We start from the raw sequence: 15,248 nt of genomic DNA on the forward strand, positions 1-15,248 counted from the left end.
GGCTTGCTATTGAATAGCAAGCCCATTGAGAAAACTGACACTGTGAAGACATTAGCAAAAAGCAAAGCAGAACCCGGAATCTGGATGGAAGACCGCCCCATGCCAGAAGTGGGTTACAACGATGTACTGATCAAAATCCGCAAAACCGCCATTTGTGGTACTGACATGCATATCTATCACTGGGATGAGTGGTCGCAGAACACCATTCCGGTGGGTATGCACGTTGGCCATGAATTTGTCGGCGAAATCGTTGACATGGGTGACGGTGTGCGTGGCTTTGAGGTCGGTCAGCGGGTTTCCGGTGAAGGCCATATTACCTGTGGCCACTGTCGTAACTGCCGTGCTGGCCGCCGTCATCTCTGCAACTTTACTGTGGGTGTTGGCGTCAATCGTGACGGTGCGTTTGCCGAATACCTGGTGATTCCGGCGGTTAATGCCTTCCCGATTCCTGATGATATCAGTGACGACCTGGCCGCAATTTTTGACCCGTTTGGTAATGCGGTGCACACCGCACTCTCTTTTGACCTGGTGGGAGAAGATGTACTGATCACCGGTGCCGGCCCCATCGGCATTATGGCGGCCGCCATCTGCCGGCATGTCGGTGCCCGCAATGTGGTGATTACCGATGTCAACGAATACCGTCTGGACCTGGCCCGTAAAATGGGTGCGACCCGCGCCGTGAATGTTGCTAATACCGGTCTGCCGGACGTGATGGCTGAGCTGGGCATGGTTGAAGGCTTTGATGTGGGCCTTGAAATGTCCGGCAATGGTCGTGCATTTAAGCAGATGCTGGAAAATATGAACTACGGTGGCAAGATTGCACTGTTAGGCATTCCAGCCAGTGACACGGTGATTGACTGGAACCAGGTGATCTTCAAAGGTCTGGTGATCAAAGGTATTTATGGTCGCGAGATGTTTGAGACCTGGTACAAGATGACCAGCATGTTGCAGTCTGGTTTGGATATTTCTCCAATCATTACGCACCGCTTCCCGGTTGATGATTTTGACAAAGGTTTTGAAATCATGGGGTCCGGACAATCTGGGAAAGTGATTCTGGACTGGTGTTGAATCCAGGCAACAAAAAAGCCAGCAAATGCTGGCTTTTTTGTTGTCAATGATCAGGTTTGTCACCGAATAAAACGCAGAAACTCTTCCCGGGTTGGCTGATTATCTTTCATCAGGCCACGCATGACCGAAGAGGTCATGGATGAGTTCTGTTTTTCCACACCGCGCATCATCATGCACATATGTTGCGCCTCAATCACCACGGCAACCCCTTTGGCGTCGGTGACTTCCATAATGGCATCGGCAATCTGTTTGGTCATGTTTTCCTGAATCTGCAGGCGGCGGGCGAACATATCCACAATGCGGGCAAATTTGGATAGGCCGAGCACCTTACCATTGGGTACATAGCCAATATGACACTTGCCAATAAAGGGCAGCAGATGATGCTCACACATTGAGTACAGCTCAATGTCTTTGATCACGACCATTTCGCTGATGTCGGATTCAAACACCGCACCATTAACGATCTCTTCCAGTGTCTGGCTATAGCCTCTGGTCAGGTATTGCATTGCTTTGGCAGCGCGAAGCGGCGTATCTCTAAGGCCTTCCCGATGAATATCTTCACCGACGGACTCAATAATGGCCTTGTAGTGTTCGCTGATTCTTTGAGACATTGGAAGAATTATCACTGCATGGTTATCGAAGTGGACGGCAGTTTAACACAATTAATACATAACCCGGAAAGCAGCTGAACGACTTTCTTTGCAAGGTTTGGTACAGGCTGAGCAATTTGAACAAGAAGAAGGGATGGCCAGGACAAACATGAACGGCATAACAGTTGCTAGTGTTTTTGCTTGCAGGTATGGTTGAAAAACCATGAGCCAAAGCGCGGTTGCAATTGTCAGGTGGTTGAGCAGGATTAACCTGTGCCGGACATCCCGTGCTGAAAATAATAACAACACCAAAGGAAAGATCTCATGCTGAAAAGTCTGAAAACAGTCGCTGCGCTGGGCGCATTGGCGGCAGCGGGTTTGGCACCGGTCGCCAGCGCTTCGGCAACGCTGGAGTCGGTAAAGGAAAAAGGTTATGTGGCCTGTGGTGTCAGCACCGGCCTTCCGGGCTTCAGTAACCCGGATGATAAAGGGCAGTGGAGTGGGCTGGATGTTGATGTCTGTCGTGCCGTTGCTGCAGCGACGTTGAAAGATGCTGGCAAGGTCAAGTTTGTACCGCTTACCGCTAAAGAGCGTTTTACCGCTCTGCAATCAGGAGAGATTGATGTGCTCTCCAGAAATACCACCTGGACCCTGACCCGTGATGCCTCCCTGGGCCTGAACTTCACCGGCGTCTCTTACTACGACGGCCAGGGCTTTATGGTGAAGAAAGACCTGGGTGTGAAAAGTGCCAAAGAGTTGGATGGTGCTTCTATCTGTATCCAGTCCGGTACCACCAGTGAGCTGAATCTTGCCGATTATTTCCGGGCTAATAATATGGAGTATCAGCCCGTGGTCTTTGATACCTCTGACAGTACGGCAAAGGGCTTTGATGCGGGGCGTTGTGATGTCCTGACTTCTGACCAATCTCAGCTTTATGCCTTGAGAGTTCGTCTGTCCAAGCCTGATTCCGCAGTGGTTCTGCCAGAAGTGATTTCAAAAGAGCCGCTCGGTCCCGTAGTGCGTCAGGGCGACGACCAGTGGTTTAATATTGTCAAGTGGAGCCTGGCCGCCATGATTAATGGTGAAGAGCTGGGCCTGAACTCGGGCAATATCAACGCGCAAAAAGCCTCTTCTGATCCCAATGTACGTCGTTTGTTGGGTATTGACGGCCCTAAAGGTAAAGGTCTTGCCCTGGATGATGACTGGTCTCTGCGGATTATCGAGCAGGTGGGCAACTATGAGGAGATCTTTGAGCGTAATGTAGGTGCAGAATCACCGCTTCAGATCGATCGTGGCCTGAACGCTCTCTGGAACGAAGGCGGTATCCTCTACGCTCCTCCCTTCCGTTAATTCAATCGTTATGACATATACCCCGCTTGCACGCAACGCGTGAGAGCGGGAGTATGGACAGTCCTGCATTTCTGCAGAACTTCTGAAGCGCGGGAACAAGATAAGAAAAAGGGAGTTAGGTCGTGAGTGATCCTGAGCACGTATCCCATAAAAAAAATGCAAGACCCTCCTTTTTGGAGAAGATGTTGAAAGAGATGCTGAGGCTATGGCGTGATGCCTCCTTCAGACCGCTGTTGATGCAGGGAATTGTGGTGCTGTTGGTGGTGATGCTCGGTGTCTGGGTGATCAATAACACCATGAACAACCTGGAGCATCGGGGCATCAGCACCGGATTCGATTTTCTTTCCCAGGAAGCGGGCTTTGGCATTATTCAATCGCTGGTGGCCTATGACGAATCCCACAGCTACGGCCGCACCTTTGTTGTGGGCATACTCAATACCCTGCTGGTGTCCGGATTAGGCATCTTCTTCGCCACCCTGTTGGGTTTTCTGGTGGGTGTTGCCAGACTGTCGTCTAACTGGCTGCTGGCCAGAATGGCATCGGTGTTTATTGAAACCTTTCGCAATATTCCATTACTGCTGCAAATCTTTTTCTGGTATTTCGCCGTTCTGGCGGCGTTACCCCATCCCCGGCAAAGTTATGCCCTCGGCGATACCATTTTTTTAAATCTGCGTGGTCTTTTTCTGCCCAAACCTATTATTGAGCAGGGGCTGCTGCCGGTTCTGGTCAGTTGCCTGGTGGCCATTGGTCTGGCGTTATTGCTAAGGGCCAGAAACCGGCAGAGAAGAGTGGCAACCGGTAAGGGCATTTCCGGTGCGCCCTGGTATATGGCTGCACTATTAATAGGCATTCCTGCGCTTATCTGGCACTTTTCTGGTGCATCGTTGGTTCTGGATACGCCAGCGCTGAAAGGTTTTAACTTCCGTGGTGGTATTGCCATCATTCCTGAGCTGGGCGCATTGTTACTGGCCCTGACCATTTATACCGCTGCCTTTATTGCCGAGGTGGTAAGAGCCGGTATTGAGTCTGTCCAGAAAGGGCAGAAAGAGGCTGCCGCGTCACTGGGGCTAAAGCCAGGGAAAGTGTTGACCCTGGTGGTGATTCCCCAGGCGATGAAGGTGATTATTCCACCATTGACCAATCAATATCTGAATCTGGCCAAAAACTCTTCACTGGCGACAGCGATAGGTTATCCGGACCTGGTCAGTGTCTTTGCCGGCACAACCCTGAACCAAACCGGGCAGGCGGTGGAAGTAATTGCCATGACCATGGCCGTTTATCTCACCATCAGTTTGAGTGTATCCCTGCTGATGAATATCTATAACAGACGTGTGGCGCTTATCGAGCGGTAAGGTTGAGAGAAATGATCAGTTACGATAGCAACATGATTCCTGCCCGTGAGCCACCGGCAACAGCCGTCGGTGTACTGGCATGGGTAAAAAATAATCTGTTTGCCAACCCGCTGAGTGCGCTGACCACGCTGCTGATTGCTTACGGTCTGTATTTATTGGTACCACCGCTGGTGCAGTGGGCATTTATTGAGGCTACCTGGTTTGGCACCGACAGCACTGCCTGCAGCAGTGAAGGGGCCTGCTGGGCTTTTATCACCGCAAGGCTTGATCAGTTTATTTACGGGTTTTATCCGGAAGAACAGCAGTGGCGGGCAGATCTCTTTTTTGCTCAACTGGCCCTGTTGATTGCCTGGCTGTCGTTTAAAGCGACACCCGGTAAAAAGTGGGTGTTGGGCTACAGCCTGGTACTGATGCCGGTGGTTTCCTGGTTTTTGCTTTATGGCGACCTGTTGGGGCTTGAGAAGGTGGAGACCCATCAGTGGGGTGGGGTGATGCTGACACTGTTGCTGGCACTGTGCGGGATGATCGCCTCTTTGCCATTCGGTGTGCTGCTGGCCCTTGGCCGTCGTTCCAATATGCCGGTCATACGGTCTTTATGTACCGGATATATTGAACTCTGGCGCGGTGTTCCCCTGATCACTGTGCTCTTTATGGCCTCGGTCATGCTGCCACTGTTTGTGCCGGAAGAGGTGGTGTTCGATAAACTGCTGCGGGCGCTGATCGGCATTATTCTGTTTCAGGCGGCCTATATGGCGGAAGTGGTGCGAGGTGGGTTGCAGGCCATCCCCAAAGGACAGTTTGAAGCGTTTAACAGTCTTGGCCTGAGTTACTGGCAGGGGATGATTATGATTATCCTGCCCCAGGCTATGAGACTGGTTATTCCCGGGGTGGTAAATACCTTTATTGCCCTGTTTAAAGACACCAGTCTGGTACTGGTTATCGGCCTGTTTGATCTGCTGGCCATTATTCAGGCCGGGCTGAATGATCCCGCCTGGCTGGGTAACTCCATAGAGGGCTATCTGTTTGCCGGGCTGGTTTTCTGGGTCTTCTGTTTTGGCATATCAAAGTACAGCCAGCGATTGGAACAACAATTACAGCGATAATGAAATCAGGGATGCCAATGGTATGAGTGATTATCTTGACGAGCCTCGTCTGCAAAAGCCATTACCGAAAAGTGGCCAGCCAGAGGTGACGATTCAGCGTGAAGCCGCTGTTGAGCAGGCCAGCCTGATTGAGATCAGTGGCCTGAATAAATGGTATGGTCAATTTCATGTGCTGCGTGATATTAACCTGAACGTTAAGAAGGGGGAGAAGATCGTTATCTGTGGGCCTTCCGGCTCTGGTAAGTCCACATTGATCCGCTGCATTAATTGCCTTGAGGAGCATCAGGAAGGCAGCATTGTGGTGGATGGCACCCGACTGACCAATGACCTGAAAAATATAGAAACCATCCGTCGTGAAGTGGGAATGGTATTCCAGCAGTTTAATCTGTTTCCACATCTGACCATTCTGGAGAACTGTACACTGGCACCTATCTGGGTCCGTAAGCAGTCAAAAAAGGCTGCGGAAAAGTTGGCCATGGAATACCTGGAGCGGGTGAGGATTCCGGATCAGGCCAATAAATATCCCGGACAACTGTCTGGTGGCCAGCAGCAGCGGGTGGCGATTGCCCGAAGCCTGTGTATGAATCCGGAAGTCATGCTGTTTGATGAGCCCACCTCTGCCCTTGATCCGGAGATGATTAAAGAAGTGCTGGAGGTTATGGTCGAGCTGGCGCAGGAAGGGATGACCATGCTCTGTGTTACCCATGAAATGGGCTTTGCCCGGACGGTGGCTGACCGGGTGATCTTTATGGATGAAGGTCAGATTATTGAACAGGCTCCGCCGGAAGCGTTTTTCAGCAACCCACGTTCAGAGCGAACCCGCAGGTTTCTTGGGCAGGTGTTGAATCACTAGTACATTGTTTCAATGAGTTTGACGGGTTGTCGTGCCTCCGCACTCCGTTCGTCCTGAGCTTGTCGAAGGACCCATAGGGCCTAAAGGCGGAAACTCCGGACTCTGATAGATCGTGCCAATCACCCTTCGACTCCGCTCAGGGTGAACGGAGATTGTACTCATCGAAATGATGTACCAGGGAACTCAAACCGGTTTTGGGTTAATAAAAAAATACCGGCATGAATGGTTCACGCCGGTATTTTATGTCACTTGGCAATCAAAATTAGAACTTGTAGCGCAGAGTGGCGTGCAGTGCCCAGGCATTGGTGTCGTATTTGCCAGAGCTGGCTTTTGAAGTAGCGGTCAGGTCACCACCTCCTTTTACCGTATCATTTTTAGCTAAGTTATATTCTGCTCCCATATCAAGTGCCAATTTGTCGTCCATCAAGGTGGTACCTGCACCCATGGTAAAGGTATGAGCACCAGCAGGAGTGGAGAAGGTTGGTGCGGCGTATTCTTCTGGGGTCACGGCTGTTGTATAAATATAACCTGCTCTCAACGCCCAGTTGTCCATGCCGGTGTACTCAGTAGCAAAGCGGAAGTTCCACTGGTCATTCCAGTTAGTATTAATGCTGTCTACAGCCAGATTTCTTTCACTGCTGACAAACTTGATCGCTTCAATAGAGCTGTACTGCGACCAGGTAACTTCACCAAACAGCTTCCAGTCATCATTCAGACTGTAGTCTACACCTGTGGAAATCTGGGTTGGTAATGCTGTTTTAGCGGTAGCGTCTCTGCCTGCATAAATCGGACGATCTATAGGGCCCAATTCAAAGCTAGCTTTGCCGTCTGCTTCTATATTAACGTCAGAGCGGTAATTCAGGCCCCAGCCCCAGCGGTTATCATCGGAGCGATACATCGCGCCAAGACGCACACCAAATGTGTTAAAGCCGGAAAGGTCATTGTAGCCCACAAGCGCACCAGCAGGACCGACCTTTGAAGCCAGATTGATATCAGCCCGGGCATAAGTTAAACGATAGGTGCCCCCGATAGACCAGTTGTCATTGATCTGATAAGCCAGTGCCAGGCCGGCTTCCATTATCTTGATATCGGTTGAATACTCGCCAGTCATGCGCAGATCAACCATGTTACCCATGATCGGTACAACACTACCGACAGTAACATCTTCATAACTGGCAGAAGCACCACCGGCACCGTAGAAACCATAACCCATAACAAACTTTTCATTCAGCCGAAAAGCGCCGGTTATACCAGCATTGGGAACAAAGTTTCTCTCACCTTTCACATAGGATTTATCGCCTTCAGCAGGACCGTTGGTCTGAACAAAGGTAGGAGAGGCATTCAGGGCAAAATCATTGCCCTCAATACGAGCCAGACCCGCCGGGTTGTAGAAAACGGCGCTGGAGGTATTAACGGAAGAAACAGCGGCACCGGCCAGGGCAGCGTATTTCGCGTCCCACATGGTCGCTTTTTCAAAGCCACCTGCAACGGCATTACCGGTGAATACGGCAAAAGCCAGAGAGGAAAGAATAAATAAACGGCCTTGGCGCGAAACCATAGACATGAAACTCCACAAAAGTCTATTGAGCAGTACTCTGACAAGTCGTTTCCTGAAATTGACTGTCAGTGGATGATACCGCTAAGAAAGAAGCACGCAGAAAGTGTGCCGAATAAAACTGAAAGGAATATTATTCAGATTTTAAAAAATTTTCTGTTATGTTTTGTTTCTAAAAGAGTTTTTCAAGATAGTTGTCCCGAAAACTGAATTTTAGGCGGCCTTTTTCTCGTCAATGCTTACTTCTGACAATCGCTCAGGATTCAGTGCTACTGGACCCTGCAGGCTCCCAGTTTCTGATACCTCCTGAGCAACGCGTTGGATTAGCTTCTCGCGCTTTGGTATACATCTGTTTCCGGTGCTTCAGGATTTACTGATACTTTGCTCATGACGTTGTGCTTGTGTCACAAAGCGGATTGAGCTATGACGGTGTTCATTGTTATAAAACCGCTCAAACTTCAGCATCCACTGACGACTGTCTTCTGTAGAAGGCATCGAGCTTTTTTGACAGCACCAGCAGGGCAGCAGCTTCTGCCAACGCCTTGTCTTTACGGAGAAGCTCTTTTTCAAGGCTCTGGATGTGTTTGCGCTCTTGTTTTAATTGCTTGATTTCTTGGTCTTCACGCTGAGAAGCCTGAGCACCTGAAATACAAGCGTGCTTCCACTCCTTGACTTGTTGAGGGTAAAGCCCTTTTTTACGACAGTACTCGCTCAACTCGGTTTCTGACAAAGCTGCAGTTTCAACGACCACGGCAACTTACTTTCTGCAGACCATTGTTCTGATTTTTGTTCGCTTCCTGGCGCAGGCAATCCTTTGTCCCGTAGTTTTTTACGCCAATTATACAGGGTTTATTCGCTGATACCTTCCTCTCTGGCAACATCCGGCACAGAGCGATTGTGTGGTGGTAACAGTTTTTTCAAAACAGCTGATTTACGTTCCTCTGAAAAACGAGGCATATTCAACGTCCATCGCCCACTGTTTGGTTTTTATTGGTTAAGAACGGGACAACTATCCTGACACAGCGGGAATGTCGGTCATGAGTATTTGTAAGAGATATCTTAAAAATCTGTGAGTTATTTGCGCTGTCAATAAAATGGCGTTGACGTATAAAATGGCATTTCTTTAGAGTTCACCTACCCAGAATTGGTTTGTATAAATTATGTAAGTCGGCAATAACCAAAAAAGTTGGAATATATAAATCAAATATAGTTGACAGGTGTTCAACATAAAATGTTTGGTTATGGCGAAAGGAGTCACAAATGAAAAAATGTATAAGAAGTATAGGTAGCTGCTGGTTTTGAACTGGCAGCTTATTAGCTTTGCCTTCCGGTGAGCATTTTTATGTCTAGATTTATCGCTTTTTTTTCAGTGTTATTCTCTCTTCAGGTGCTAGCTTCAGATATTGAAAGCTATGAAAGGCATCTGTCTGATCGTTTGGAGGGAAGATTAAATGAGTTTATGGATGTTATTGAAAGCTCTACTTCGGATGATGAATATGCGCCATCCATCCATGCTACAGAGGAAGAGATTCTTGAGCATATAGCGCCATCGAAAGATTATAAATCAAGATTTTTAGAGGCTTTCTCACACCAACTGAAAGAAATTGATTCTGTGCTGTCGGAGTTATCGACCAGCGATTATGTAGAAGAAAAAGCTCAATGCGGTAGCGTGATTGAACGCTATAGACACAAAGAAATGGACATACTCAAGCAGTGGGAAAAAGGTTTTTCAGGGTTGCCTTTTGAAACAGCTGAGCAACGTGTGAATTTTTCTTCAAGAGTTAATGCATTTATGGCAATGCCTGCATTTCTGGCGGGAAATGTCACTAATGTGTATATAGCTTGCCTGTATCCTGAGTCGAAGCCATTGATTGTTTTTGATCCGGATAAAATGGGGAGTATGGTCCAATGGCACTGACTTAAGGCCTCAGCCCTTGATAATTCAAGGGCTGAGGCCTTAAGTCAGTGCCATTGGGTTATAACTGCATTTTCATGATCATAAAGCTCAAAGAACCCCGCAGACATGACAGATACGGGAACGTTATCGCCTAAAGGCGACATTACCGGTCAGCCAGGTTACATTGAACTCACCGGAATGTGTGGTGCTTAATTAAAATCGTCTTCTTTGTCTTTACCATCATTGGCTTGCCTGATTGGAAACAATCTCTTTCTCAGAGAACCAAACAGATCATTGGGGTTGGGTGCCTGCTCTTTTTTTTCCTTTGCCTCTTTTTTTGCCTCTTGGATTTGTTGCTCAATATCCTTGTCGCTGCTCTGACGCTTGTTATCCATGGCGGTAGCAGCGTTTTCCAGAGCTTTTTTGAATGTCTCACTGCCAAAGAAGCCCTGGTTTGATGGCTTGCTTTTAGCTCCGTTACCTGATTCCGTTTTGTTTGCGTTGTCCGGGCTATTGGCCTGAGCAGTGCTGGTTGATGCCGGAGCCTTCCTGGTCCTGGCGGACAATATTTCCTGGGATATTGGTGGAGGTACTGGTGGTGCAGCGGGAGCCAATGGCGTTGTGGCATCATTGTTCAAAATTGGCTGAGCGGTTTCTCCCGGTTCTTCTGGAGAGAGGGCGGCATTTATGTTGTTCAGGTCAGCGGTTACATCCTCCGGGAGCTGGTCATCAGATACGGACGAGTCTGTGATGTCGTCAGCATCCATGGTATCTGAACTTCTTCTCAGCATCTTTGCCACGGCGGCTTCCAACTCTGCTTTAAACTGGGCATCGTTAAACGTCTTGTTACCGGATGATGTGGTTTTCGTTTCGCCCTTTGGTACGGCAATGTTACTGGTTGCCTTGCTATTCGTCTGAGAAGAGCTTCTCTGCCCGGCCGGTAACTCATTCGCCGCAGGGAACGGTGGAAAGGAAACCGTTGTTTCAGCAGGCTTGTAACCGTTGGATGATAGTGCCGACTGGGAGGGCTGAGCCGTTTCTTCCATTGCTCTGTTTCTTGCCGCTACTTTTTCCATCAGTTCATCGATAAAGGGAAGGTGGCTATTTTCCAATCTCTCCGCCGTCTGAGCCCATTTCCTGGCAACATTGCTATCCAGAGTGTCAACTTCTTCTGGTGTTTTGGGTCTTCTGTCGGCCAGTTTTTTGGTCAATTCCGCCATGAGTTCGGGGTGACTCCCGGGCCGAGAGGCTTTTGGTGTGTTTGCCGTATCGTCATTGGGTGAAAGTCTGTCACTGGTTTGAGTGCTATTGCCTTCGATGGGCTGGTTTGGCTTTGTTGATTTTAGTTCCCTTTGTCTATTTTTTAGCTCTCTGAGCAGTGCTGCATGCAAGTTCTCTTGTTTTTCTGGCTGTCGGACTTGTGATTTGGCCGTCTGTTCCGTTATCGGGTCCGTTGACGGTTCTGCCTGTTGCAGTGCCATTGCTGGCTCAACGTCGGATTGTTCTGCCGGGACAGAGGCTGATTCCCGGATTTCTTCCCGGGCGAGGGATGGTGCTGGTATGGTTTCCGGCAAGGGGGAGAGACTATCAACGGGCATTGTTTCCTGTGGACTCTCTGCGCTGTCTGGTACGGCGTCAGTTTGCTCTTTCAAAGCTGAAACGGGCTCGGTGACAGCGAGGTCTTCTTCTGTTGGCATACTCTCTGTATGTTCAGCTGCGGGAGTGCTTTCTTGTTCTGTCTCCTGAATAAGTGGAGAGCTTTGCGCGACTGCGTCAGTAGCCTGCTGTTCACTCTTTGGTAAAGCCGGTTCGGCCTCTTCATGCGGAGGTGGAACGACGGTTTGCGAACTCACTAAAGGCAGTGGTACGGGATAAACCGGAGGTGGAGGCTGAGTGTTTACAGGTGAATCGGTGACTATGGGGGCAGCTGGCTTCTGTGCACCGGAAGAAGTTGTTGTGGTTAAGTCTTGCTCTTCAGGGTGACCATTACCTTTCTCAATACCCGGAGAATCTTCTCTGGCAGTGATAGCCGAACTTTCCTCTGTTGCTGGCCGGGCGCTTGTATCATGGTGCCTGGTCTCGACATAGCTTTTCTCAACGGGGTTTCGATGATGAACGGTGATTGCACACTTTCTGTTACTGAGCTTGTCAAACGCCTGTGCGCCTTCACCCTGGCCCAGGGTTTCCCTGCCCGCAATCTCGTTATCGTTGCGCACGAGGGACTGTCTTATTTCTTCGGCTTCACTGACACTTGCTTCTGTATTGGTATGCTGCTGACGCTTAAGGGCCTCTACGGTTTTTTCCATTAACTGGTCAAGATTCTTCTGGTTCTCCAATTCATCGCCCGGGGGTATCAGGCTCAGTGGTTTTTCGGACTGAGACTTAAGGGTGATTTTAACGCTAAGGCCAGCCGGGAACTCCATACTCCTGAGCATTGCCAGCACCTGCTCAGGGCTATTAGCTTGAGCTTTTTCCAGCGCTTCCAGCGAAATACCGACGACTTTCCTGGCGTTAATGGCACCAAGAACACTGTCTGCCCGTTGCAGTAAATCAGTCCGTTGCTGCAAAAGTTTTGCAGCCTGGCTATCCGGTTTATTCTCTTTTAAACCCGTCGTGTGATGAGCGGGTACCTGGGTCGCTTCTGTTTTTAGCGGCGATGGACTGTCTGCACCGGTTACCACGCTTTTCTGTTCCGCCAAGTAGCTTGTGGTATCGGCATTTTCAATTTTCCTGCCTCTATGGCTACCAACCGGTGCCTCAGCCTCTTTTGGCGTTGGCTCATAATTGGTGTGGACAGGGCCTGAACCCCCGACTCCTGGCGCTTGGTGACAAAGTGGGTTTCTGGGTAGTTTGAACATAATTAAGTAGGCTGGCCGGTAATATTGTTAGTGATATCGGCAGCAGGAGGAAATTGTTACCGGTCAGCTTTATTTAGCTGACCGGCGTTTTTATTTATTTTCTGCCCTGTCCCCTTCCCGGGTGAAAACCCACTCTTTATCCGAGGACATGGCCTCATTAAAGGCATAACCTTCATAGTTAAAACTTTTCATTTTTTCTGGCTGATCAATATTATGGTCGATAATATAGCGACACATCAGGCCCCGGGCTTTTTTGGCGTAGAAACTGATGATTTTATATTGACCGTTCTTCCAGTCTTTAAATACCGGCGTAATAATCTGGCCATTAATCTGCTTTGGCTGAACAGACTTGTAATATTCATTGGACGCGAGGTTGACCAGTACCTGGCTCTTCTGACTGGCCAGCTCGTTGTTCAGCTGCTCTGTAATCCTGCTTCCCCAGAACTGGTAAAGGTCTTTCCCCCGCTGATTGGCAAATCGCGTGCCCATTTCCAGACGGTAAGCCTGCATTAAATCCAGCGGGCGAAGCAGGCCATAAAGGCCAGAGAGAATTCGCAGGTGTTTCTGGGTAAATGACAGCTGCTTTTCACTCAGTGTTTCTGCGTCGAGACCGGTGTATACATCCCCCTTGAAGGCCAGTACCGCCTGCTTGGCATTATCCGGACTGAACGGTGTTGACCATGCCTGGAAACGGGCGGCATTGAGCTGGGACAGCTTATCACTGATGCTCATCAGGCTGCCAATCGCTGCCGGGCTTAATTCAAGGAGCTCTTCAATCAGTAGGGCGGACTGGTCAAGAAAGTCTGGCTGAGTGAATTTTCTTGTTGTGGGTGGTGTGTCATAGTCCAGGGTTTTCGCTGGAGAAATAACGAGCAGCATTCAACTCTCCCTGATTTTTCAAGCTTAAGATAATGATGACAATAGTAGAGCAGGGAGCGTTTCTTTAATAGGGTTGAATGGGTTAATAAGACCTATCATGTCCATTGATAATGGCTATCACTTTAAGAAGCAGGAGTGTGATCAATTTGTTAATAAATAGAAAGCCCCGGCGATCCGGGGCTTTGTCGTGAAGAGGAATGAGCTACAGATGGGTTTCAGCGTACGCTGCCAGTGGTGACCTTGGTACACCCTGAAGCTGCATTGAACCTCCATTGGGGAAATGCTTCAGGCGCTCAGTCATATAGGTTAAGCCGGAGCTGGTGGCGGCCAGATAAGGGGTGTCGATCTGGGCCAGGTTGCCAAGGCAGATCACTTTACTGCCGACACCGGCGCGGGTGATGATGGTTTTGATCTGGTGGGGAGTCAGATTCTGACATTCATCAATGATGATCAGACTCTGCTGGAAACTCCTGCCACGGATGTAGTTCAGGGATTTGAAATGCAGCGGTACCCGGTCGAGTATGTACTCCACACTGCTGTTGGTGGATTCGTCATCATTGTGCAGCGCTTCCAGGTTATCGGTAATAGCCCCCAGCCAGGGTTCCATTTTTTCAGCCTCGGTACCTGGCAGGAAGCCAATGTCTTCATCCAATCCCCGGGTGGAACGGGTGGCAATAATTCTCCGGTATTGTTTCGTGGCAATGGTCATTTCAATGGCGGCTGCCAGGGCCAGAATGGTCTTGCCAGAACCGGCGGCACCATTGAGATTCACCAGATGCACATCCGGGTCAAGCAGCAGATTCAGGGCCATGGCCTGGTTGATGTTCAAGGGTCTCAACCCCCAGGCTTCCTGATGCATCAGGCTTTCTCTGCTGTAGTGTTGAAGACTTACCTGGTCGTCCGATAGGTCAATGACTTTTGCTACAAACCCCTGGTCGTCTAAAAGGAACTTGTTGAGATACAACTCTTCGGCAAACTCACTTTTATCCAGGGTGTGAATGGTTTTGCCATCAAGCTGTACTGTTTTTACTTCATTGACCCGTTCCCAGAAGTTGCCTTCATAGTGGATATAACCTTTGGTCAGTAAGCCAATATCACTGACCAGCTGGTCACTGTGATAGTCTTCGGTAAGAATACCGCAGCCCCGGGCTTTGAGGCGCATATTTATGTCTTTGGTGACCAGTATGAACTGCCGGTCCGGATGGGCTTTCTGATACTGACAGATGTCGTTAATTATCTGGTTGTCGTTATTACTGCTGGGGAGTGTGGTGATTTTATCGTCGGCATGACTCATCATGATGGAGAGTGTGCCGGATGTTTCCTTGCTGTGGCTTCTCTGGATAGGGACTCCCTGCTCTATCTCCGCAGGTGTTGCAGTACCCAGAATATTATCAATCAGTCGTATGGCCTGACGACAGTCGGCGGCTATGGTTTGTTTGCCGTTCTTGAGTTTGTCCAGTTCTTCCAGAACGGTGATGGGAATGATTACCTGATGTTCTTCAAAGTTGAGGATAGAGTTAGGGTCGTGAATCAGGACGTTACTGTCCAGTATGTAGGTGGTTGTGATGGGTGAGTTTTCTGGCCTGGTTTCCAGGGCATGTCCCATAGGCAGCTCCCTTGTCTGTTTTTGGGTTACTCATATTTGATTCTTATCGAAAAGCGTTAATCCGGCAAGGCTAAATTTCGATGAAGAATAAAAAAATTTTTTTCTCCTCCTAAAGGGTTTAAGTGAATGTGTTTTAC

The 15,248-nt window shown here is 49.1% G+C and carries 11 protein-coding genes and 1 pseudogene; 6 read left to right on the forward strand and 6 right to left on the reverse strand.

Features of this window, described 5'->3' with window-relative positions:
* Nucleotides 1-42: 42 nt before the first annotated feature.
* Nucleotides 43-1,068, forward strand: coding sequence for an L-threonine 3-dehydrogenase (tdh, locus tag ACO6UX_RS19425; protein WP_422450550.1), 1,026 nt, complete (start codon nt 43-45; stop codon nt 1,066-1,068).
* A 59-nt stretch (nt 1,069-1,127) separates the two neighbouring features.
* On the opposite strand, the gene folE is transcribed toward tdh, so the two are convergent.
* Nucleotides 1,128-1,679, reverse strand: a complete 552-nt coding sequence (gene folE, locus ACO6UX_RS19430) for a GTP cyclohydrolase I FolE (RefSeq protein WP_101745113.1) — start codon at nt 1,677-1,679, stop codon at nt 1,128-1,130.
* 303 nt (nt 1,680-1,982) lie between these two features.
* On the opposite strand from folE, the gene ACO6UX_RS19435 reads away from it, so the two are divergent.
* The 4 genes from ACO6UX_RS19435 to ACO6UX_RS19450 all read left to right on the forward strand — a co-directional run bounded on the left by ACO6UX_RS19435 (nt 1,983) and on the right by ACO6UX_RS19450 (nt 6,316).
* Nucleotides 1,983-3,008: an amino acid ABC transporter substrate-binding protein gene (locus tag ACO6UX_RS19435; protein ID WP_422450012.1), complete on the forward strand. Its 1,026-nt coding sequence runs from the start codon at nt 1,983-1,985 to the stop codon at nt 3,006-3,008.
* A gap of 182 nt (nt 3,009-3,190) precedes the next feature.
* A complete protein-coding gene (locus ACO6UX_RS19440; RefSeq protein WP_422450551.1) occupies nt 3,191-4,360 on the forward strand; it encodes an amino acid ABC transporter permease in 1,170 nt (389 codons plus the stop codon).
* A 14-nt stretch (nt 4,361-4,374) separates the two neighbouring features.
* Nucleotides 4,375-5,463 carry an amino acid ABC transporter permease gene (locus ACO6UX_RS19445; RefSeq protein ID WP_422450552.1) on the forward strand — a complete coding sequence of 363 codons (1,089 nt, stop codon included), beginning with the start codon at nt 4,375-4,377 and terminating at the stop codon, nt 5,461-5,463.
* A 22-nt stretch (nt 5,464-5,485) separates the two neighbouring features.
* Nucleotides 5,486-6,316 (forward strand): amino acid ABC transporter ATP-binding protein, encoded by an 831-nt coding sequence (locus tag ACO6UX_RS19450; protein WP_422450013.1) that lies wholly within the window; start codon nt 5,486-5,488, stop codon nt 6,314-6,316.
* Between the two features lie 262 nt (nt 6,317-6,578).
* Here ACO6UX_RS19450 and ACO6UX_RS19455 read toward each other — a convergent pair whose 3' ends face one another.
* Nucleotides 6,579-7,874 (reverse strand): OmpP1/FadL family transporter, encoded by a 1,296-nt coding sequence (locus ACO6UX_RS19455; protein WP_422450014.1) that lies wholly within the window; start codon nt 7,872-7,874, stop codon nt 6,579-6,581.
* 490 nt (nt 7,875-8,364) lie between these two features.
* Nucleotides 8,365-8,828, reverse strand: a pseudogene (locus ACO6UX_RS19460) (transposase); the annotation flags it as partial.
* A gap of 385 nt (nt 8,829-9,213) precedes the next feature.
* Here ACO6UX_RS19460 and ACO6UX_RS19465 point away from each other — a divergent pair.
* On the forward strand, nt 9,214-9,789 hold the full coding sequence (locus tag ACO6UX_RS19465; protein WP_422450015.1) for a hypothetical protein: 576 nt from the start codon (nt 9,214-9,216) through the stop codon (nt 9,787-9,789).
* A gap of 188 nt (nt 9,790-9,977) precedes the next feature.
* On the opposite strand, the gene ACO6UX_RS19470 is transcribed toward ACO6UX_RS19465, so the two are convergent.
* From ACO6UX_RS19470 to ACO6UX_RS19480, 3 genes are all read right to left on the reverse strand, one after another.
* On the reverse strand, nt 9,978-12,626 hold the full coding sequence (locus ACO6UX_RS19470) for a hypothetical protein (protein ID WP_422450016.1): 2,649 nt from the start codon (nt 12,624-12,626) through the stop codon (nt 9,978-9,980).
* 90 nt (nt 12,627-12,716) lie between these two features.
* Nucleotides 12,717-13,505: a peroxide stress protein YaaA gene (gene yaaA, locus ACO6UX_RS19475; RefSeq protein ID WP_422450017.1), complete on the reverse strand. Its 789-nt coding sequence runs from the start codon at nt 13,503-13,505 to the stop codon at nt 12,717-12,719.
* 202 nt (nt 13,506-13,707) lie between these two features.
* Entirely contained in the window at nt 13,708-15,111 is a 1,404-nt protein-coding gene (locus ACO6UX_RS19480; protein ID WP_422450018.1) for a PhoH family protein, read from the reverse strand.
* Between the last annotated feature and the right edge of the window lie 137 nt (nt 15,112-15,248).

Origin of the sequence: Endozoicomonas sp. ALB091 (assembly GCF_049310265.1) — a bacterium.
Classification (GTDB): domain Bacteria; phylum Pseudomonadota; class Gammaproteobacteria; order Pseudomonadales; family Endozoicomonadaceae; genus Endozoicomonas.

Bases quoted from the DNA above. Each gene is read 5' to 3' on its own strand.
- ACO6UX_RS19440 (WP_422450551.1), top strand. From the start codon at position 3,191: ATGTTGAAAGAGATGCTGAGGCTATGGCGTGATGCCTCCTTCAGACCG.
- ACO6UX_RS19465 (WP_422450015.1), top strand. From the start codon at position 9,214: ATGTCTAGATTTATCGCTTTTTTTTCAGTGTTATTCTCTCTTCAGGTG.
- folE (WP_101745113.1), bottom strand. From the start codon at position 1,679: ATGTCTCAAAGAATCAGCGAACACTACAAGGCCATTATTGAGTCCGTC.
- ACO6UX_RS19470 (WP_422450016.1), bottom strand. From the start codon at position 12,626: ATGTTCAAACTACCCAGAAACCCACTTTGTCACCAAGCGCCAGGAGTC.
- ACO6UX_RS19450 (WP_422450013.1), top strand. From the start codon at position 5,486: ATGAGTGATTATCTTGACGAGCCTCGTCTGCAAAAGCCATTACCGAAA.
- ACO6UX_RS19435 (WP_422450012.1), top strand. From the start codon at position 1,983: ATGCTGAAAAGTCTGAAAACAGTCGCTGCGCTGGGCGCATTGGCGGCA.
- yaaA (WP_422450017.1), bottom strand. From the start codon at position 13,505: ATGCTGCTCGTTATTTCTCCAGCGAAAACCCTGGACTATGACACACCA.
- ACO6UX_RS19455 (WP_422450014.1), bottom strand. From the start codon at position 7,874: ATGGTTTCGCGCCAAGGCCGTTTATTTATTCTTTCCTCTCTGGCTTTT.
- ACO6UX_RS19480 (WP_422450018.1), bottom strand. From the start codon at position 15,111: ATGGGACATGCCCTGGAAACCAGGCCAGAAAACTCACCCATCACAACC.